Here is a 21,419-nt window from a genome sequence, read left to right on the forward strand (position 1 = left end):
CTTATGATTAAGAACATTCTTAAAGGTATCCAAGCATATTCTGGTGCCCTTGCACTCATATCAAAGTTGAAGCTTTGGAAGTTCTTTTTTATTCCTATCGCTATTAGTATTATTACGGCCTTAACCATAGGCTTTTTATCCTATGGATTATCAGACAATATAGGCAACTTTATCTCAAGGGCATGGCCATGGGAGTTTGGAAAAACGACCTTCACCTCTATTTCAACCTTTATTGGAGCCATAATCGTTTTAGCCATAGGATTGATACTTTACAAACATATCATCATGGCCTTATCGGCACCTTTTATGAGTCCAGTTTCAGAAAAAATTGAAGCCCACTTAACTGGTGTGGAAAAACATGAGCATCGTCATACAACATTTCAGGAACAGTTGTGGCGTGGTATTCGTATCAACCTGAGAAACTTGGCAAAAGAACTGTTGATCACGCTTCCTATATTATTACTGAAATTTATTCCTGTTGTTAATATCGCTTCTACGGTGTTGTTATTTTTAGTACAAGCCTATTATGCAGGTTTTGGTAATATGGATTACACCTTAGAGCGCCATTTCAAATATCGTGAAAGCATTAATTTTGTAAAAAGACATCGTGGTATTGCCATTGGAAATGGCATTGTTTTTATGCTGTTTTTGTTTATTCCTGTAATAGGAATCATTTTAGTGTTACCCATGAGTGTTACTGCAGCATCCTTAAAAACAGTAAATCTGTTGAAAGAAGATCAGATACTTATAAACTCTAAATCGGTGGTGTAATGGTAGCTAAGTTTGATGGTTTCGAACTCAATCCGATTCACGAAGGTGACGCCTGGAAAACTTGTGATTTTGTGGTTGCCAATGCCGATCGTCTTAAACGCTATTTTCCAAAAACCTTAGAGCAGAATTTAAATCCGACCCTTTCCAAGTTATTTGTAGATCAACATGTAAAGGGATTTCAAAATAAAGAGACATTTTTATTTACACTAAAACACAGTGAAACCAGAGAACTCGCTGGCTTAATTTATCTCAAAGAATTAGATTGGCATAAAAAACAAGGGGAATTTGCCTATTGTATTGGCTATCCTTTCGAAAGAAAAGGTCTCACCTCTAAAGCGGTAAGCGCGCTGACCAAATACGCTTTTAAAACCTTAGAATTGAAGACTATTCAAATCATCGTAAATAAAAGTAATCCTTCCAGCATCAAAGTGGCACTCAATAATAATTTTGAATGGCAACGCACCTTAGAAAAAGAATTTACACCAACGGGAGAACAGCCAATGGATATGGAACTTTATGAACGTTATAAATATTAAATTTTGAAAGATACTTTCTTTAATTACATACACGACCTACAGGATACCATCACTAAGACACTAGAAGAAATTGACGGCAAAGCTAAATTTCGAGAGGATCTTTGGGACCGTCCAGAAGGTGGTGGCGGACGTACTCGAGTGATTGAAAACGGTGAGGTCTTTGAAAAAGGCGGTGTGAATATTTCTGGTGTCCACGGTAAATTACCTGAAAGCATGCAAGCCTATTTTGGTGTTAAGGATGCTGATTTCTTCGCATGCGGACTCAGTCTGGTATTACATCCTACAAACCCAATGGTCCCAACAGTGCACGCTAATTGGCGCTATTTTGAAATGTATGATCAACAAGGTCAAATTGTGGACCAGTGGTTTGGTGGCGGACAAGATCTTACGCCATACTACTTATTCGAAGAAGATGCGGTTCATTTTCATCACATTTGTAAAACAGTCTGTGATAAACATAACCCAAACTTTTACACGACTTACAAAAAGCGATGCGATGATTATTTTTACAATGCGCACAGACAAGAAGGTAGAGGCATTGGCGGACTCTTTTTTGACTATTGCAAACAAACAGAAGACATGCGCATGCAAGATTGGTATGACTTTGTAACCGACGTTGGCAATCATTTCCTCGATGCCTATGTTCCCATCGTTGTGAAACGAAAATATCTCACTTATACGCAAGCGCAACGTGATTGGCAAGAAATTCGTCGTGGTCGTTATGTAGAATTTAATCTAGTGCACGATAAGGGGACACTTTTCGGCCTAAAAACCAATGGTCGCATCGAAAGCATCTTGATGAGTTTGCCGCCACATGTGCAATGGGTGTATGATCATCATCCAGAAAAAGGAAGTGAAGAGGCCAAGCTTTTAGACGTTTTAAAACATCCTAAAGATTGGGTCTAGTATAATTAATAAAACATTTTTTAAATGTATCCATTACGAAGAAACCGAAGATTAAGAACCAACGACACCATTAGAAATTTGGTGCGAGAAACCATTATTTCTCCCAACGATTTTTTGGTGCCACTCTTTATTGTTGAAGGGAATGGTATCAAACAGGAGATCGCATCCATGCCTAATTATTATCGCTATAGTTTAGATTTACTCGAACAAGAAGTGAAAGCGCTTTGGCAACTTGGATTGAAATCTGTTTTACTATTTGTGAAAGTGCCAGACAACCTTAAGGACAATCAAGGTAGAGAAGCACTCAACGCTCATGGCTTGATGCAACGCGCGATAAAAACCGTAAAAAACACCTGTCCGGATATGTTAGTGATGACCGATGTTGCGCTTGATCCCTATTCCTCTTATGGTCACGATGGAATTGTAGCTGAAGGAAAAATTGTCAATGATGACACCGTAGATATATTAGCTGAAATGAGCTTATCGCATGCTCAGGCTGGAGCAGATTTTGTGGCTCCTAGTGATATGATGGATGGTCGTATCTTGGCTATTCGGGAAGCCTTGGAAGATAATGGTTTTGTGGATACGGGAATTATGAGTTACTCAGCTAAATACGCCTCTGCTTTTTATGGTCCCTTTCGCGATGCCTTAGACTCTGCACCTGCAGACATCAAAAATGTTCCAAAGGATAAACAAACTTATCAAATGGATTATGCTAATCGATTTGAAGCTTTAAAAGAAACAGAAATGGACATTGATGAAGGTGCAGATATTGTTATGGTTAAGCCGGGATTATGTTATTTAGACATCGTAAGAGAAATTAAGAATGAAGTAGACGTGCCAGTAGCTGTTTATCAAGTATCTGGAGAATATGCCATGTTAAAAGCAGCGGCCGAAAAAGGCTGGTTAGACCATGATGCCGTGATGCTAGAACAAATTACAGCCATCAAACGTGCAGGTGCCGATGTGATTGCGAGTTATTTTGCCAAGGATGTTGTGAAATTATTATCGTAAATTCGTAATTTAACACCAAAATCTGTCCATGGGATTACTCATATTTTACGCGCTAATTTCTATTTTCTTTTCGTTCTTATGTTCCATTCTGGAAGCCGTGCTTCTTAGTATCACGCCAACATTCTTGAACGTCAAAAAACGTGAGGGAAAATCGTACGCCACCGATTTAGAGGCCTTAAAAAAAGATGTAGACCGACCATTAATTGCGATTCTTACTTTAAACACCATTGCACATACGGTAGGTGCTATTCTCGTAGGTAAACAAGCAGAACAACTTTACGGTGGTGGTGACAGTTATGGCGTGTTTATCGTTTCTGCTGTGATGACCTTTCTCATTTTGGTCGCTTCAGAAATCATTCCTAAAACCATTGGTGCGACCTATTGGAAACAATTGGCCAATTTTACAACCAAAGCTTTAAACGTGCTTATCTTTCCATTAAAGTGGACTGGCATTTTATGGCTTATGCAACTTACCACCAAATTGATTGGAGGTAAAGGCCATGGCAGTGTGTTAAGTCGAGAAGGGTTTATGGTCATGACCGATATGGCTCATGAAGAAGGTGTTTTTCAAGAGAACGAAAGTAAAATCATAAAAAATCTATTGACGTTTAAGGAAGTGTTTGCCAAAGATGTGATGACGCCAAGAACTGTTATGAAAGCCGTTGATGAAAATACGACGGTCGAAGCATTTTTTAATAAAAACATGAACTTGCGATTTTCTAGAATCCCAATTTATTCTGATAGCCCAGACAATATAAAAGGTCTTGTTTTAAAAGATGAAGTGTTTAAGGAAATGGCACTAGATAATGGGTCCAGAAAATTGTCAGAACTCAAGCGACATATTATTGTGGTAGAACGTGACCTACCGATACCAAAATTATTTGAACAATTGGTGGAAAGCCGCAACCATATGGCACTTGTCGTTGATGAATACGGTTCAGTGAGTGGTTTGGTAACCATGGAAGATGTTATCGAAACCTTACTCGGTATGGAAATTATGGATGAAAGTGATAATGTGTCTGACTTGCAACTTATGGCTCGTAAAAGCTGGGAAACTAGAGCAAAAAAGCTTGGTATATTAGATAACAATGCTTCCGAAGATACTATTGACTAATGGAAACGTGCATCATCCATTCACCTTTGGGTTCTACAAAAATAGTGGGCGATGATTCTGGAATTTCTCAAGTGACCGTTTTAAATTCTGAAGAGAAAGAAACTGATATTGTGCCTGTAGTTTTGGAAGATTGTGTTAGGCAGTTGCAAGAATATTTTGAAGGATCTCGGACCCAATTTGACCTTGTATTAAATCCTGAAGGCACCGATTTCCAAAAATCAGTTTGGAAAACCTTAGAACAAATCCCCTACGGCTCAACATGCTCCTACTTAGAATTATCAAAGCGAATAGGTGATGTTAAGGCTATCAGAGCTGTTGCCAATGCCAATGGCAAAAACCCAATATGGATTATTATTCCATGTCACCGCGTTATAGGAAGTGATGGTAGTCTTACGGGTTATGCTGGTGGACTTTATCGTAAACAATGGTTGTTAGAGCACGAAAGCCCATATAAGCAACAACGGCTTTTTTAAACCTTATAATTTGAGTAGCATATCGTAGTTCGCAGCGGTTTCTATCACCAATTTAATTTTATCTTCAGCCACAGATTTCATTTGAGAATCCGCTTCTTCGATAGGAACTCCCAAGGTTTCAAAAAAGGATCTAAAACCTTTAGGGCTGTGAATATTCACCCATTTACAAACAGCATCACTAGAATTATTGAAGGTATGAACCGTATTCGGCGGTAAGTCAATAAAGTCACCTGCCTTGTACGTTTTAATATCACCATTTATCATAAATTCCATTTCACCTTCCGTAATCAAAAACGTTTCATTGTATTGAGCATGACTATGTGGAGGTGGTCCCTGAACTTTGGCTGGAGTTTCACCCAATACAAAATCGTAATCACCGGTGACATCACAAGGCGTCACTTTATGACCTAACACCCATTTGGTAGCTGATTGTTTCATTTTATGAGATTTTTGTCTCACAAATATAAATTCTTTTTTTGAAAATCGAAAACTTTATAAGACATTTGTCTTATGAATAAAAAAAATGATCTTTTAGAGACAGGACGAAAAGCTCAAAAGAAAAAAACGAGAAAACAGTTATTGCAATCGGCTCAAAATCTTTTGAGTCTTGGGAAACCCTTTACCTTAGAAGATGTAGCGAAACATTCCAATACCTCTAGAGCTACGGTATACCGCTACTTTTCAAATATAGACGTATTGTGTTCTGAAGCAGGATTAGACATTCATACCAAATCACCAGACACCTTGTTCGATGAATTTCAGCATTTATCAATTATCGAGCGTATTATTGCTATTCAAAACTATTACAACCAACTAGCATTAGATAATGAAATGGCTTTCAGGACCTACTTAAGTGTCTATTTAAAAGATAACAAATCAGCTACCAGAGGTTCACGACGCGTTGAATCTTTAAAACTCGCGCTATCACCCATTCGCGATCAGATACAAAAAAAGGAGTATCATCATCTTATTCATTGTGCTACCATACTCATGGGAATAGAACCCATGATTGCCGCCAAAGATGTCTGTCAGCTCTCCAACGAAAAAGCCATTGAAACGTTAAGGTGGGCACTTCAAATTCTATTGGAAAAAACGATTTTAAATAAAGTCCAATAACTCAATTTAACAATCCATATTATTTCCTATATTTAGTTGAATAAATCCACTTGAATGAAATTCTTAAAAAAGCTCTTCAAATTTCTTATTGTTTTCTTGGCCCTTGTCATTGCTTTACTGTACATCACAGATACCGATTATCTCATTAAAGCTGTTAGAACGATTTACATGAAAGGTCACAGCACTGCTTTTTTAGAGGATTATAAAGAATTTGATAACCAAATTATTGAGGCTTCTAGTACGCCAGTATCATGGCCAAATCACAAGGATTACAATTCAGTTTCTGTGACTCCAAGGTTGCAAAAAGCCAATAAAGATTGGGAAACCATAGCCTATGTTATCATAAAAAATGACAGTATTTGGTTTGAAAAGTACTATGATGGGTTTGGAGAAGCCTCTAAGTCTAACTCTTTTTCCATGGCTAAAAGCTATGTATCTGGTCTTTTAGGAAAAGCCATCATGGATGGACATATTAAAAGTTTGAATCAACCTGTTTGTGATTTCCTACCGGCGTTTTGCGACGGAAAGGCTTCAAAAATGACGGTTGGTGATTTGTCATCTATGGCCTCAGGCACCAATTGGGATGAAGCTTACTATTCTCCTTTATCCATTACGACAAGAGCTTATTTTGATGATGATCTTGCTAAAGTAATGAACGGACTTAAAGTGGTAGACGAACCAGGACAAGTATTTAAGTATGCCAGTGGCGACACTCAAATGCTCGCGATGGTGATAGAAAAGGCCACAGGTAAAAAATTGTACGATTATCTTGAAGAAAGTTTTTGGAAACCACTAGGCTCTGAAAATGATGCCCTTTGGCAAGTAGATAGTGAAGATCATGATTTAGTCAAAGCTTATTGTTGTATTGCTAGTAATGCCAAAGACTTTGCACGCTTCGGAAAATTGTATAAAGATCATGGGAAGTGGCAAGGCAAACAATTATTGGATTCTTCGTTTATCGCAACCTCCGTACAACCACGTTTCCCTGAAAGCCCAGAGTATGGCTACGGTTGGTGGTTACGAAACATGGGAGACAAACACTTCTTTATGATGCGAGGTCATTTAGGACAGTATGTATTTGTGGAGCCTGATGATAATATTATCATTGTGAGATTAGGTCATCAGAAGTCTCCAGATATTGGAACTAAAACTTTTACTGACGATATTTCTTTGTATATTGAGGAAGGTTATAAAATGCTCGGACAATCTATCCAATAATATAATTCATTAAAAAAATGTATCAATTCTTCAAAATCTTACGGTCATGCTTTCGAAATTACATATAGAAAATATTCTATTTTTAGACATTGAAACAGTTCCAGAAACGGAGCACTATTCGCAATTGGATGCAACAAAACAAGAACTTTGGGAGCTTAAATCGCAGTATCAGAGACGCGATGAGTATACCGCTGAAGCATTTTATGAACGTGCAGGCATCTGGGCGGAATTCGGTAAAATTATATGTATTTCCGTAGGCTACTTTAAAGTGGAAGGCGCTATTAGAACGTTTCGAGTTACCTCTTTTTATGGCGATGAAGTTAAGATTCTAAAAGACTTTAAAAACCTCATCATTACACATTATAGTGGTACCAAACATTTACTTTGTGCACACAACGGAAAGGAATTTGATTTCCCTTATATCGCAAGACGTATGATCATCCAAGGTATAGAACTTCCGTACAAGCTAAATCTTTTCGGTAAAAAACCCTGGGAAGTGCCACATCTCGATACCTTAGAGCTATGGAAATTCGGCGATTATAAAACCTTCACATCTTTGAAACTATTAACCAATGTCCTTGGGATTCCTTCTCCTAAAGATGATATCAGTGGTAGTCAAGTTTATAGCGTCTATTATCAAGATAATGACATCGATAGAATTATTACCTACTGTGAAAAAGATACTATAGCGGTCGCACAAGTGTTTCTAAAATTTCAAGGCGATGAACTCCTAGATGATTCTGAAATTATTCATGTATGATTATTATTTAATCACTACCTTTTCATGAGCCTGTTGGAATTTATTTCTAACTGAAACCATATAGACACCCGAACTAAAAGAGGACATGTCGATGTAATGTAAGCTTTCCGAAGCATCAAGTGTCACCGTTTTAATTAAGCGACCTTGTAAATCATTGATCATCACTTTGGTATTCTCCATCAAATATCCTTTCACAATAATTTGTCTAGGTGAGACTGTTGTGAAAATATCTAAGTTAGTATGCTCATGCGACGCAGCACTCAAAGTCTCTTCATTAAATCTTAGGAAATAACGACCAATGGAGTTGATGTTCCCAGTTGGCGTAATGGTATAGTCCGTTGCATTCAATAGTGTAAAGCTATTATTTAAAGTGTCTTCTAAATACACTTCAATATTCTGTGGCAAGGTGCTTTCTGAAATACTAATGGTTAATTGCTGCCCTTGTTCTGCATGAATTCCTAAAGGAATGACTGCACTAGACAAGGCATCAAAACCTAAAGATTGGATAGCCATATCGATGCCTACGTTTTCTTCCAAAAGATGTGAGTACAATGCAAAATCTGAAGGTGCTTGATCTCCGTAAATACTCGCATCATAATTAAAGTCCATACCGTTAGAAGCATTATCCGTAAAGTAAAAGTCCGTTTTATAATGACCTTCCGATGTGTTGTATAAATCTAATTGAAGATGAGAAATCTCAGATGAATTGCTTTGTCTTCCTAAGATGAAATCGTCTGAGCTACCAATGCGTCTCATGGAAGGTGTAAAATCAATTTGTCCATTATTAGTTGCAGATGCAATCAGGAAGCCTTGACCTGGTGTTATTACCGCATCAGGATTCGCATCTGCATAGGCCTGATTCCAAATGGCCCAACCATTGGATGCATCGCCATCGTAGCCATAAATACCAGCACTTTGGGTATCAAATTGTGTATTATTCGCTAATAAAAATTCTCCTAGATCAATATAAGAAGGATAAGGGTTTCCAACTAAATTCCATTCTGGATTTGTCGGACCATTATTCACAATAGGCACACTCACGTTTCCTGTTTCCACAAGTCCTGTAAAGGTAAAAGTTCCTGCATCTGTAGAGGCTGCGCGATAACCTATGCCTGCTTCCATAGGCGCTGTTTCAGTATTTGTATATAGCACATACGTATCAGTCACTTTATCAAAAGGACCAAACAAGAACAAGGTATTGGTAGCGTTACTCAAGATATTTGGATTCACAGCTCTAAAATCGATAAACGACTCACCATAAACAGGTGGTGCCACTAAATCATTGCCTCCAACGGCTGCTGTTGTATTCACATGTCTCTTATAAAGGACATCTCCAATCACGAAATTATTGACAATAAGACTCGCATATTCATCGGAATCCGACTCCAACACAACGTTATCTTTAGAGACTAAATCCCCATTTATGGTGAGTGATTTCGCTTTTTCAACGGTTATTCCTGCACCATCATAAACAATCATATTATTGATTTGTACGTCATCTGTCACTGCGTAAGTCCCGTCTAATATTAAGGCATTGTCTGTGGCAGTGAGAGCTGAAGGCGCATATGGAGACCAAGCACTACTCGTATATATCAAATCGTTACTTCCAACCAAGGTAATAGAATAATCTTCCACTTCACCAAAATCAAAAGTTTCACAGGGTCCTGGTAAGGCATTGTACTTCATAGACACTCTCATACGAGTCGTTTCTCTAGATGTTCCAAATGGTACTGTAAAGCTTCCACCTATTGGGCTGGCCTGTGTATTACCTTGCGTGAATACTTGCTCACCTGCATCTTCGAAATCGCCATCATTATTATAATCAATCCAAACTGAATAGGATTCATTGTAAACCGTTCCTGTCCAGACACCTGTTACAGAAATATTATAGGTCTGTCCCTCAGCTAAGATGGTTGAAATACTCGTGAAATCCGAATAGTTTTGTGATCCAGAGGTATTATTAATAGTATTCAATTGGACATTTTCGATATATTCCTCAGTGGCATTATTACTTTGGGAATCGCAATACGTCAAAACAATATCTAAAGTCGTGAATGATACAATATCTGAGTATTCTGAAGTTGAAATTGCAGAACATTTACTGCGTACATGCACTATGTAACGAGTTGAAGGATTTAATCCTGATAATAATTGTGTATTTACAGTAATATCTTGAAGTTCAATCCAAGTTGTAGTACCAACTTCGCGATACCTTAAGTCATAAGTTACATTTGGTAGGTTATTCCAAGTCACAGTGGCTTCGGTAGTTGTTATAAAATCTACAATCAGTCCTGTTGGTTCGGAAGGTTCAACTCCCTGATTCTCCCAAATACACAAGGTTGTATTGAACTGATAATCGTCCCAACAATTCACAGCAAGAGGCTCTTCTGGCTGTGTCCCACTCACTTCCCAAGCACAAGTGTTTGCATTAAAATTAGTCGATTCCCAGCACTCAAGACCTGTTGGTTCCACAGGTTCAACTCCTAAATTCTCCCAAGTACATGTGATGGTATTGAACTGATAATCATCCCAACAATTCACAGCTAGTGGTTCTTCTGGTTGGGTGCCACTAATTTCCCATGAACAGGTTGTGGTATTAAAACTAGTGGTTTCCCAACATTGCGTTACTGGCTCTTCCGGTTCCGTTCCTTGGTTCTCCCATGAACAAGTGGTTGTATTGAATTGGTAATCATCCCAACAATTCACGGCCACTGGTTCCTCAGGCTGCGTACCACTAATTTCCCAAGAGCATGTTGTCGTATTAAAATTCGTGATTTCCCAGCATTGTGTTACTGGCTCTTCCGGTTCTATACCTTGATTTTCCCAGGCGCAGGTGGTACTATTAAATTGATAATCATCCCAACAGTTAACGGCAACGGGTTCAACAGGTTCCGTACCTTGATTTTCCCAAGCACACGTAGTATTATTAAATTGGAAATCATCCCAACAATTTACTGGTGTTGGTGCTTCTGGTTGTGTTCCAGTAATCTCCCATGAACAGGTAGTTGTATTAAAATTAGTTGTTTCCCAACATTGCGTTACTGGCTCTTCTGGTTCCGTTCCTTGGTTCTCCCAAGAACAGGTGGTTGTATTGAATTGATAGTCATCCCAACAATTAGTAGCTACGGGTTCTTCAGGTTGTATTCCGCTGATATCCCAAGAACAAGTTGTATAATTATAATTGGCTACTTCCCAACAATTTAATCCTGTAGGTACATCTTGAACACTTACGGTAACTACAGCCACGCAAGTATCTGTGTTTCCATTGGTGTCTGTGATTGTTAAAGTCACATTATTGTCTCCTTCGTCTGCACATGTAAAGCTAGTTTCTGACAATGAAATGGAGGCAATACCACAATTATCTGTAGAACCATTGTTAATTTGAGCAGCTGTAACTATTGCGCTTCCAGTCGCATCCAATTGCACAGCAATATTCTGGCAAATAGCTACAGGATTTTCATTATCTACCTCAACAATCACATTAAAAGAGCCGGTATTTACATTACCATAGGCATCTGTAACAGCATAACTTATAACGGTAGTTCCAACTGGAAACACATCGCCACTATTAAGACCTGTTCCATCTGTTCTTACAGGAGTAACAGGCGTTGTACAATTATCTATTGCTGTTGGGTCTGTCCATGTTGGTTGATTATTTCCACAAGATAAATTGATATCAGCAGGCAAGTCGACAAATTCAGGAATTACCTCATCCATCACAGTAACCGTAGCAACACAAGTATCCGTTTGATCATCTTCATCAGTCACTGTAAGTGTCACAGCAACTGGTGTCCCTATATTGGAACAGTTAAACGTATCTATATCAATACTCCTATCGACGATGCCTACATCATCTGTTGAACCACCATCTAGATCTGCTGCAACAATCACTGCATTTCCGGTAGTATCCAGTTGAACGGTAATATCTTGACAGACGGCTACTGGAGGATCGGATCCTGCATCATCTGCTGTCACATTAATATTATCAATAGCAATATCACTAGCCCAACCCGTTGTAGTATCAGCGCCTGTTATCGCATTGAATCGGAACTTAACGACTAGATCTTTATAAGCACTTAAATCTACGGTTTGTTGATTCCAAACATTCCCAATTTCCGAACTATACTCATCAATCGTTATATAAGAGGCACCATTATCCAAACTTATTTGAAATCTTAAAGATCCAATAGATCCACCGAACATGTGGTAACTGTAAGTAAACTGAATATTATCTTTTCCCGTAAAATCGAAACACGGACTTTCAAAGTTAGCAACCTTACTAGGAAAGCCTGTCCCATTTCCTGACGCTTCCGTATACATATAAAAGGTATCACCATCACCAGTGCTAGGTCCTGTATTACTGGAAGGCGTTCCACCACTGTCACGAGTCCAATTGATGTCATCATCGGTGGTCTGTTCCCAAAGCCCTTCATCCGCTTCGAAGTTTTCTAAATAAGGAAATGTTGACACCACATTTCCTGTACAGGGAATAGGTGTTGTGGTTGTAAAATTAGTGGAAACACTATAGACTGAAGTGTTTGAAATACATCTTGTAGCCACTTGCACTTCATAATCCGTAGCAGCAGACAAACCTGTTAAAAGGTAAGTCGCTGTTGGTATATCGGTTGTTTCAATCCAAGTCGGATTTCCAATTTCACGATATCTCAAATCATAGGTTGCAGATGGAACCTCATTCCAACTAACTTCTGCTGAAATGGCATTTACATTAGACACACTAATTCCGGTAGGCACTGTTGTCTGGCAAGGTACATTAACACTAATGATTTTAAAATCATCGATAAAGAATCCATCATTAGTTGTGGAATAATTTTCATTCACATTGAGTGCGTCTGTCCTAAAATTGAATCTGATTTTTACATCATTGGAATTTAATAACGCCGTATAATTGTCGTCGATAGCGATTTCTTCCATTACCCAATGATCCATACGGTCACCATCATAGACTTGACCAAGACTATTCGCTTGAAAATTTGAATACGTGGCACTTTTATTATCGTGACTTGTTGTAGCAGAAGTAGCATTCGGTTTCGTATAATTTCCACAAAGAGAAATCCAACTAGAACCACCATCTGGTGACCCTAAAATTTCAACAAAATCATAATTTCTCTCAATGTCCCATTTTGAATAAAACTGAATCAAGACCTCACTTGAATTCGAAAAATCAAAACTATTGGTAGTCGTTAGAGTTTTAGTGGCATTATTAGAATACGTTCCTGTGCTTAGTGCATTTAATCCTGAATAACTATCTGAAGTGGTATTATTCCATCCACCAGATTGCGTCCAACCAGTCAACCCATTTATATCTGGATTATGATCAAACAGTAAGGAAGGCTGATAATATTTTTCATAATTAGCTTCATAAATAACGCCATCATCATTTGCAAGCGTCACATTATAAGCAATGATTTCATTAGCTGTAATACTTGGATCCAATTGAAGAACAGCGGAGACATTTCTTTGATCCAATACAGCAATGCCTGATTGCATCGTTGGTGATATGATACTCGTGATGTTTGGAGATATTGGTGTCACAGTCACCGTAAAATTACTGGCTGTTTGACCAATACGTTCAATACCAAAATCTAAGTTTGAGGTGAGTGTCGTGATATTGCTTTGTGTCAAGTCGTGTAATTTCGCATACTTACCTCCATAATAAGCAGTTCCCAAAGAAATACGCATGGATTGTTTAGCAATAGGTATAATGGTTGAAGGCGTAGGCCAAAATCCTTGTCCGCCATGTTCAGGTGTGGTTGCAATTATCCCTTGTCCAGAACCCGTTGAGCCATTATTATCAGGTGCACCACCCATCATCCAGTCATCAGGTAAACCATTGGATTCATAAAAAATAGTCGCACCATAAAGATATCTGTTATATCTGGTCATTTCCTCGTGCCAGCGATAATACTCATCTTCCCTACCAGAACTTTGCGATGGTACACCACCATAAGGATGAGGTACTGAATTAGCAAATGAATGGTTCCATACGGCTGATTTTATATTTCTATTGGTTATAAAATCCACCATTATTTGTGTTTCTGGTTCTGATTCTGGAGACGGTCCTCTATAAGTTCCACTGGTTTGAGTTCCAGAGGAACCAATATTATTAATTCCCCAGAAATAATCGAAATTTCTGTTGAGGTCGACACCTCTATTATTTGAAGTGTTCCCAGTACCTCCAGTATTTGGTCTTAAATTCTTACGTTGAAGTCCGCCACCATTGGGATTGAGGTGTTCATTCCAACGCAAACCATCTGGATTAACGACTGGAACAAAATAAAGTTCATTATTATCCACCAATTCCTGAATGGCTGGATCGGTATTGTAGTTTTCTATAATGTACCACATAAAAAAGATGTTGTTCATCAATGCACTTACTTCTCTAGAGTGAATCATAGAAGTGAACAACATTTGCGGTTTTGAGTTTTCAGGCACGCTACTTTGGTTTCCTGTGATCCTAACATACCAAATAGTTTCAGGATTCCATCTTGTGGTTCCTTGCCCAGAATATGTTAAACCATTATTAGTAATCGTTGATGCCGGATTTCCCCATGTAGTTTGGCCTGTGGAAGAAGCATTGGCTTTCTGAGAGACGATATCCAATCCGTTGCTTTGCGAATAGGCATACATATCGTCTAACTCCGACTTCATCTCACTGTAGGTTAGGCATCCTGCCATACTTCCTAAGTTGAAATTTGAAGGTGTTACCCAAGGAATTTCATCACATTCAGCATACTGAATAACATTGTCTAAAACGACACTTGAAATTGATCTTTCACCGGCATTTGCAGCCACAGCTTTTTCAGCATTTAAGGCAGCTATTGCTTTGGGAAGGTCTTGTTGCGCTCTATCCGCATAAAATGACTGTAGATCATCTATCAAAACCGTATAATTGACATTGTTGGCATCAAGACTATTGATTTCCAGTTCAGATAGTTCAATTATCAAATTCAAACCATCGTGTTGGGCTCCACAACTTAGGTCAATACCTTGACTAGCTATGGTGTTAATGGTTGATTGGTCTGGATTTGTTATTTTAATTCTAGATACTTTATCTTGGGAAAATACCGATTGTACGATAAGTACTAATAGCAAAGTTAAGCGGGTAATTTTTCTCATTCGTTTTATAGGGATGAATTCATAGCTCGTATTCAAGGTGCTAATATATCATATTATTTGAATTTTTATCCATAAAACGCATAAAAAACCGATTAAGTGTGTATTTATTTTTTACATAATTATTTAAGTATCTGATTTTCAGTTTTTTAATTTTATTGATCGTTATAGTCTATTCAGAGGTGGAAACAAAAAAAGTCCAAATATGATATCTGGACTTTTAGTTGATCGTTTATCAGCGACTTTTACTGCTTGATAAATCTTTTGGTAAAGGTGTTGCCTGCAGCATCAAATTTTATGTGATACACAGCACCATCTAGGTCACTAACATCAATTACCTGATTATTTACAATACCTTTTGCAACTAATTGACCTACTGTATTATAGATTTCATAGTTAATATTGTCAAAGTTCGAAAGAATGTGTAATTCACCTCCTTTAACAGGGTTTGGATACATAGTAACACCGAATTCTTCTTCTTCGATTGCAGGTCTAGCCATAACATCTTTGGCAGTTCCTGTAGATAAGTTGATATTATCTATGGCAATATCGGCCTGCCATGTACTGCCAACAAATCGATTAAATCGCAATTGCACAGTCTCTCCTGTGTAAGCCGATAGGTCTACACTTTCAGATTGCCATGAGTTTCCTAGATTTCCTGAACTATTCCAAATACTCAACCAAGTTGAACCATTGTCCACACTAACTTCAAGATCTAAAGTACCCATATCGGCTGCGCCATATTGATGGTAATTAAAAGTAAATGTGGCCGAAGTCTGTGAACTCAAATCGAAACAAGGGGAAGTTATGATTGCGCGCTTGTTAGGATATCCCACATTATTGCCAGAAGCTTCTACATAAATATAGTAAGTGCCTTGAATAGCACTCGACGGTCCTGTATTACTAGAAGGTGTACCGTTAGCATCTATCGTCCAGTCTAAATCATCGGCTGTGGATTGAGACCATGCTCCCAAGGTGTTTTCAAAACCTTCTGAATATGGATAACTGGTAATCCCATTGGTACAACCATTACCTCCTGAACTACCTCCTTCTGTTAGACTCACATCGTCAATGGCAATATCTGCTTGCCAAGTTCCTCCTACAAATCGATTAAATCGTAATTTGATAGAAGATCCTACATACGACGACAAATCAACATTGGCTGTCAACCATGAATTGCCCTTATTTCCAGTTTCATTCCAAATGCTGGTCCATGTTGCTCCGTCATCGTCACTAACTTCCAAGTCGATTGTTCCCATATCTGAAGAGCCATACATGTGATATTTAAAACTGAAGAATGCTTCAGATAAAGTACTTAAATCAAAACATGGTGAATTCAAGATAGCACGTCGGCTTGGGAAGTTTGGACTCGAGGCTTCAACATACACATAATAGGTTCCTTGTGCTGCAGATGAAGGCCCTGTATTATTGGAAGGTGTACCATTGGCATCCACGGTCCAATCGATATCATCTTCAGTAGATTGCGTCCATGCACCAAGAGTGTTTTCAAAACCTTCTGAATATGGGAATGATGAGATCCCTCCAGTACATCCAGAAGACGCTTCAGTAACATTCACCGTTCTAACAACTTCTGCCGCTGCATTTCCAGAGGCGTCTGTCACATTATACGTTACTATGTAAGTGCCAATTGAGTTTTCATCTACACTATCTCCTCCAATAATTATATTCGACGAAATATCGCCATCAACATTATCTGTTGCGGTAGCACCTAATTCAACATAATTCTCACCCAAAGTGACATCAATATTTGCTGCACCATTCAAGGTAATTACAGGTGCTGTCGTGTCTGGTATGACATTAACTGTTCTAACAACTTCAGCTGCTGCATTACCTGCTGCATCACTCACATTGTAAGTCACCAAATAAGTACCAGCAGTATTGGTATCCACAACATCACCACCAATAATAATATTTGCAGTTATATCACCATCGACATTATCGATTGCTGTGGCTCCAAATTCTGTATACGTGCTTGTCAAATCTAAGTTAATAGTTGCTGCGCCATTTAATGCAATGATTGGTGCCGTAGTATCTGGTCCAGCACCTTCAATAATAAGTGTATAATCCTCAACTTCACCGTACGTAAACGTCTCACAAGAGGTAGGAATCGCATTGTATTTCATAGAAACACGCATTCTAGTCGAATTTTCAACAGCGCCCGCTGGAATTGTAAAAGTCCCACTTACAGGCGTAGCTTGCGTTGGTGATTGCGTCCAAACTTGTTCTCCAGCATCATCAAAATCGCCATCCTTATTATAATCGATCCAAACAGCATATGCTTCATTGTAAACAGTTCCAGTCCATGTAGGTGTCACTGAAATTGTATATGGCGTCCCTTTTGTAACGGTAGTAATAATATTGGTAAAATCGGAATAAAATTGCGGTCCAGAACTATTATCAATAGTATTTAATTGCACGCGACTTATGTATTCATCATTCACATTTGTACTCGCTGAATTACAATAAGAAACTTGGGCATCTAATGTCGTGACATTAACTGAATTACTTTGTGACGAACTATTACCTGCAGCATCTTTAGCTACCACATAAAAGTCATAATTAGTACTAGGTAATAAGCCAGTTACTTGGTATGATGTATTGGACACGTTTGCAATTAAATTACCATCTTGATACACATCATATTCAGATACTCCCACATTGTCAGTTGATGCGTTCCAATTCAAATCCGTTGAAGCTTCTGTCGTATTCGATGCTGTCAAATTTGTGGGTGCACTTGGTGCTTGTGTGTCTGGAGGATTTAAAGTAGTTATATTGACTATATTACTCGATGGAGATGCATTGCCAGCCGCATCGAGAGCTATGACATAAAAATCATAATTAGTACTTGGAGACAAACCTGTAGCGCCATAAGATGTTCCTGATATGTTTGCTATTAAACCGCCATCTTGATACACGTTGTAACTCACAACACCAATATTATCTGTTGATGCATTCCAGTTTAAATCGGTAGTTGTCTGGGTAGTATTTGAAGCTGTGAGATTTGTTGGTGCTGTTGGTGCTTGAGTGTCAGAATTTACATTAACAGTTCTAATCACTTCCGAGGCGGCATTACCAGCAGCATCACTAACATTGTAAGTTACAAGATAGGTCCCAACTGTATTTGAATCAACAACATCACCTCCAATAATGATATCCCCTGAAATATCACCATCAATATTATCTGTTGCGGTAGCACCCAATTCTGTGTAGGTATCACCTAAGTTCAAGTCAATCGTTGAAGCTCCGTTCAGTGTAATCACAGGAGCCGTAGTATCAGGAAGTACATTGACAGTCCTAACGACCTCATTGGCAGCATTACCTGCAGCATCACTCACATTATACGTTACAACATAAGTACCTACTGTATTCGAATCAACAACATCACCACCAATAATGATATTTGCTGAAATATCGCCATCAACATCATCTGTTGCGGTAGCACCCAATTCTGTATAGGTATCTCCTAAGTTCAAATTAATCGTTGAAGCTCCGTTCAGTGTAATAATAGGAGCTATAGTATCTGGTCCTGAACCTTCAATATTCACGGTATAATCTTCTACTTCACCATAAGTAAAGGTTTCGCAAGCCGTTGGAAGCGCGTTATACTTCATAGAAACACGCATTCGAGTAGAATTTTCGACAGCTCCTGATGGAATTGTAAAAGTCCCACTGACAGGCGTAGCCTGGGTTGGCGATTGCGACCAAACCTGTTCACCGGCATCATTAAAATCACCATCACGATTGTAGTCTATCCATACGGAATATGCCTCATTATAGACAGTTCCAGTCCAAGTTGGTGTAACAGTGATGGTGTATGCTGTTTCCTTAGTTAATGTGGTTGAAATACCTGTAAAATCAGAGTAAAACTGTGCTCCAGAACTATTGTCAATAGTATTCAATTGCACACGACTGATATATTCGTCATTAACATTAGTACTTGCTGAGTTACAATAATTCAATTGTACTTCTGTCGTTGTAAAATTAACCGACGTACTGTAAGCAGAATTTGACCCATCTGTACATTTACTCCTTACCTGAGCCTCATAATCTGTTAACTCGGTCAATCCATTAATGTTTGTGGAGATTCCTGTGACGCTCGTTGTTATCCATGTGGAAGATCCTAATTCACGATACCTTAAATCATAATTGGCACCAGGAACAGCACCCCAACTTAAAGTCGCAGAATTTGCAGTTACATTAGTTGCCGACAGTCCTGTAGGTATGGTCGCATTACACACCACTTGACCTGCAATGGTAAAATTTGAATTTGAAATATCAAAGAATATATTGTTTGATCCCCTGACCATGATTCTATTCAGGTTTCCTTGGTTATTCGGAACAATGATATCGTGTGACCCATCATTAGGTACTCCTGATGCTAAAGCAATAGGGTATGTGTTACCACCATCGGTAGATAGGAATATATCTACATTGGCTGCATTAATGCCATTTCCAGTGGTTCCTGCGACATTCCAGGTAACGGATTGTGTGGTTCCTGCATTCCAAGTGACATTTGTATTGGGCGAATTGACCACGAAAGGACCGGCAGTTCCATTAACGGATACGACCATATCATCACTATTATTGGTGCCACCACCTGCTTGATTATCTCTTACAGTCAACCTAAAATTCAAAGTACGAGCCACATTCGGAACGGCTTCCCATTGCCATGAAGTAGCTCCAGTTTTTATAGTGGATAATCTAGGGAAATAGCGCTTATTATCTGTTGTTGGAGTGTATGATCTAAAAGCAACTCCAGAAGTGGCATTGACGCTAGGGTTTGTTGTAGATGCATTATTTTCATCAAATTGTTCCCAACAATAAGTTAGTACATCACCAGCATCAGCATCTGAAGCTGTGCCTTCCAAAACAAACGCTGTTCCTCTAGGAATTGTATAATTGGCACCAGCATTTACTGATGGCACCGAATTTCCAGTATTTGTATTGGTCTGGCAACTTGTAGATTTAATATAATCGGTTATTTGCTGAATCGAAATGGCATGAAAATAAGGATCACTATTCGATTGTACATCCGTTGATCCGGTAATCCCAGCATATCCCATGATAGTGGAGCCACTTCCGGGTTCCATTTGAGCATTCGTCCCTTCATTACCTCCAAAAGTCCAAGTATGATTGCCTCCAAATTGGTGTCCCATTTCATGCGCTACATAATCCACATCGAAAGGATCGCCTTCCGGTACTGTATGTGATGTCCATCCACTTCCTTTTTGGTTATTCACGCAAACACAGCCAATACAGCCCGCATTTCCATTATTTTGAAGATTCGCAAATAAGTGGCCGATATCGTAATTTGATTCACCAATAACATTGGTCAAAGTAGACTGAAGTGCACTATTGTAGCCTGAAGTTGTATTTCCGTAAGGATCACTGTTGGTACTCGTATAAATGACATCATCTGTATTTCCTATAAGAACTAAAGTCACGTTGAAATCAGATTCATAAATCCCATTAACACGTGTCATTGTCGCATTAATTGCCGCTAATGCCAAGGCTTTGGTACCACCATGATATTGTGTGTATTCTCCAGTGGCAGAAACAGCGAGTCTATAGGTTCTTAAAATGCCATCGTCTGCATTACGCATCATATTGACATCTCCAACATCCATTGATTTGTTCAAACTTTCTGTAACCTGACATTCAAAATCATCAGAATAATTGATCTTATCAGCTCTTTTAAAAACGACATATTGTGATAAATCAGTCGTTAGTGCTTCAATGAAAGATGCAGGCTGATTGGCAGATAAGCGCATACTTTGAAAACCTAGAGGAGAGATACTGAATCGTATCACAGAGGAAGGATCATCAATGCCTTGACCTATATAAGACCTGATTTCTGGATACCGATCTTGAAGATCTGGGCTAAAGTTAGAGGCTTCAACAACCCGAAAGTTTTCAAGTTTCCCAGAATCATTCGGAAATGATAATAGGGTTCCTGCGGAAGTACCCAAAGCACTTCTATCTGGAACATTACTTAAAGCCTGCCTTAAAGCTACTAAATCTAACGTATAAATTTGAGTCCTTGGCAATTGCTGTTTACTAGCTTTCACTTTAGAAAAATTAGCAACTGATTGTTTCTGCCAAAGGTTTTTACTTTGTGACAGTGCAAAGTTGCAGCTCATTAAAAATATGAGCAGGAGTAATTTAATTTTCATCGGTATGGTGATTTAAAATGGATAATTAATAGCATGAAAATTCGTAAGAATTCATTTGAATTTAATGACTTTTTTTACAAGTCTAGATAGCATTTTTCTTAAAATTTTAGATTTGATAGCAAATTTGTGGTTTTTCCGTAATCTTCTTTCAGACTTGTCTTACAAGCATAAAAAAAGTCCAGA

At 38.5% G+C, this 21,419-nt stretch carries 12 protein-coding genes; 9 read left to right on the plus strand and 3 right to left on the minus strand.

Annotation, left to right across the window (positions count from 1 at the left end):
* Window positions 1–3 precede the first annotated feature (3 nt).
* The 6 genes from ACU8DI_RS03325 to ACU8DI_RS03350 are packed head-to-tail and all read left to right on the plus strand — an operon-like array spanning window position 4 to window position 4,814.
* Complete coding sequence (locus ACU8DI_RS03325) at window positions 4–771, plus strand: EI24 domain-containing protein (RefSeq protein ID WP_447111314.1); 768 nt, start codon at window positions 4–6, stop codon at window positions 769–771.
* Window positions 771–1,307, plus strand: coding sequence for a GNAT family N-acetyltransferase (locus tag ACU8DI_RS03330; RefSeq protein WP_447111315.1), 537 nt, complete (start codon window positions 771–773; stop codon window positions 1,305–1,307). Before ACU8DI_RS03325 ends, ACU8DI_RS03330 begins: the two co-directional genes overlap by 1 nt.
* A 3-nt stretch (window positions 1,308–1,310) precedes the next feature.
* Window positions 1,311–2,213 carry an oxygen-dependent coproporphyrinogen oxidase gene (gene hemF / locus ACU8DI_RS03335; protein ID WP_447111316.1) on the plus strand — a complete coding sequence of 301 codons (903 nt, stop codon included), beginning with the start codon at window positions 1,311–1,313 and terminating at the stop codon, window positions 2,211–2,213.
* Between the two features lie 24 nt (window positions 2,214–2,237).
* Window positions 2,238–3,227, plus strand: a complete 990-nt coding sequence (gene hemB / locus ACU8DI_RS03340) for a porphobilinogen synthase (protein WP_447111317.1) — start codon at window positions 2,238–2,240, stop codon at window positions 3,225–3,227.
* 28 nt (window positions 3,228–3,255) lie between these two features.
* The gene (locus tag ACU8DI_RS03345) at window positions 3,256–4,341 is read left to right on the plus strand and encodes a CNNM domain-containing protein (protein WP_447111318.1); all 1,086 of its coding nucleotides are present in this window, start codon (window positions 3,256–3,258) and stop codon (window positions 4,339–4,341) included.
* The gene (locus ACU8DI_RS03350; protein WP_447111319.1) at window positions 4,341–4,814 is read left to right on the plus strand and encodes a methylated-DNA--[protein]-cysteine S-methyltransferase; all 474 of its coding nucleotides are present in this window, start codon (window positions 4,341–4,343) and stop codon (window positions 4,812–4,814) included. Before ACU8DI_RS03345 ends, ACU8DI_RS03350 begins: the two co-directional genes overlap by 1 nt.
* A gap of 3 nt (window positions 4,815–4,817) precedes the next feature.
* Here ACU8DI_RS03350 and ACU8DI_RS03355 read toward each other — a convergent pair whose 3' ends face one another.
* Window positions 4,818–5,252 carry a cupin domain-containing protein gene (locus ACU8DI_RS03355; RefSeq protein WP_447111320.1) on the minus strand — a complete coding sequence of 145 codons (435 nt, stop codon included), beginning with the start codon at window positions 5,250–5,252 and terminating at the stop codon, window positions 4,818–4,820.
* 72 nt (window positions 5,253–5,324) lie between these two features.
* On the opposite strand from ACU8DI_RS03355, the gene ACU8DI_RS03360 reads away from it, so the two are divergent.
* Genes ACU8DI_RS03360 through ACU8DI_RS03370 form a run of 3 tightly spaced genes read left to right on the plus strand, consistent with a single transcriptional unit; the run spans window position 5,325 to window position 7,908 of the window.
* The gene (locus tag ACU8DI_RS03360; protein ID WP_447111321.1) at window positions 5,325–5,930 is read left to right on the plus strand and encodes a TetR/AcrR family transcriptional regulator; all 606 of its coding nucleotides are present in this window, start codon (window positions 5,325–5,327) and stop codon (window positions 5,928–5,930) included.
* Window positions 5,931–5,984: 54 nt separating this feature from the next.
* On the plus strand, window positions 5,985–7,148 hold the full coding sequence (locus ACU8DI_RS03365; RefSeq protein WP_447111322.1) for a serine hydrolase domain-containing protein: 1,164 nt from the start codon (window positions 5,985–5,987) through the stop codon (window positions 7,146–7,148).
* A 46-nt stretch (window positions 7,149–7,194) separates the two neighbouring features.
* Window positions 7,195–7,908, plus strand: a complete 714-nt coding sequence (locus ACU8DI_RS03370; protein ID WP_447111323.1) for a 3'-5' exonuclease — start codon at window positions 7,195–7,197, stop codon at window positions 7,906–7,908.
* Between the two features lie 3 nt (window positions 7,909–7,911).
* Here the strand turns inward: ACU8DI_RS03370 and ACU8DI_RS03375 are convergent, their stop codons facing one another.
* Together ACU8DI_RS03375 and ACU8DI_RS03380 are read right to left on the minus strand one after the other, a co-directional pair.
* Window positions 7,912–15,045, minus strand: coding sequence for a M14 family zinc carboxypeptidase (locus ACU8DI_RS03375; protein WP_447111324.1), 7,134 nt, complete (start codon window positions 15,043–15,045; stop codon window positions 7,912–7,914).
* Window positions 15,046–15,287: 242 nt separating this feature from the next.
* On the minus strand, window positions 15,288–21,236 hold the full coding sequence (locus tag ACU8DI_RS03380; protein WP_447111325.1) for an immunoglobulin-like domain-containing protein: 5,949 nt from the start codon (window positions 21,234–21,236) through the stop codon (window positions 15,288–15,290).
* Window positions 21,237–21,419 lie beyond the last annotated feature (183 nt).

Source organism: Psychroserpens sp. BH13MA-6 (assembly GCF_052983595.1).

Bases quoted from the DNA above. Each gene is read 5' to 3' on its own strand.
- ACU8DI_RS03370 (WP_447111323.1), top strand. From the start codon at position 7,195: ATGCTTTCGAAATTACATATAGAAAATATTCTATTTTTAGACATTGAA.
- hemB (WP_447111317.1), top strand. From the start codon at position 2,238: ATGTATCCATTACGAAGAAACCGAAGATTAAGAACCAACGACACCATT.
- ACU8DI_RS03350 (WP_447111319.1), top strand. From the start codon at position 4,341: ATGGAAACGTGCATCATCCATTCACCTTTGGGTTCTACAAAAATAGTG.
- ACU8DI_RS03375 (WP_447111324.1), bottom strand. From the start codon at position 15,045: ATGAGAAAAATTACCCGCTTAACTTTGCTATTAGTACTTATCGTACAA.
- ACU8DI_RS03360 (WP_447111321.1), top strand. From the start codon at position 5,325: ATGAATAAAAAAAATGATCTTTTAGAGACAGGACGAAAAGCTCAAAAG.
- ACU8DI_RS03380 (WP_447111325.1), bottom strand. From the start codon at position 21,236: ATGAAAATTAAATTACTCCTGCTCATATTTTTAATGAGCTGCAACTTT.
- ACU8DI_RS03355 (WP_447111320.1), bottom strand. From the start codon at position 5,252: ATGAAACAATCAGCTACCAAATGGGTGTTAGGTCATAAAGTGACGCCT.
- ACU8DI_RS03325 (WP_447111314.1), top strand. From the start codon at position 4: ATGATTAAGAACATTCTTAAAGGTATCCAAGCATATTCTGGTGCCCTT.
- ACU8DI_RS03345 (WP_447111318.1), top strand. From the start codon at position 3,256: ATGGGATTACTCATATTTTACGCGCTAATTTCTATTTTCTTTTCGTTC.
- ACU8DI_RS03330 (WP_447111315.1), top strand. From the start codon at position 771: ATGGTAGCTAAGTTTGATGGTTTCGAACTCAATCCGATTCACGAAGGT.
- ACU8DI_RS03365 (WP_447111322.1), top strand. From the start codon at position 5,985: ATGAAATTCTTAAAAAAGCTCTTCAAATTTCTTATTGTTTTCTTGGCC.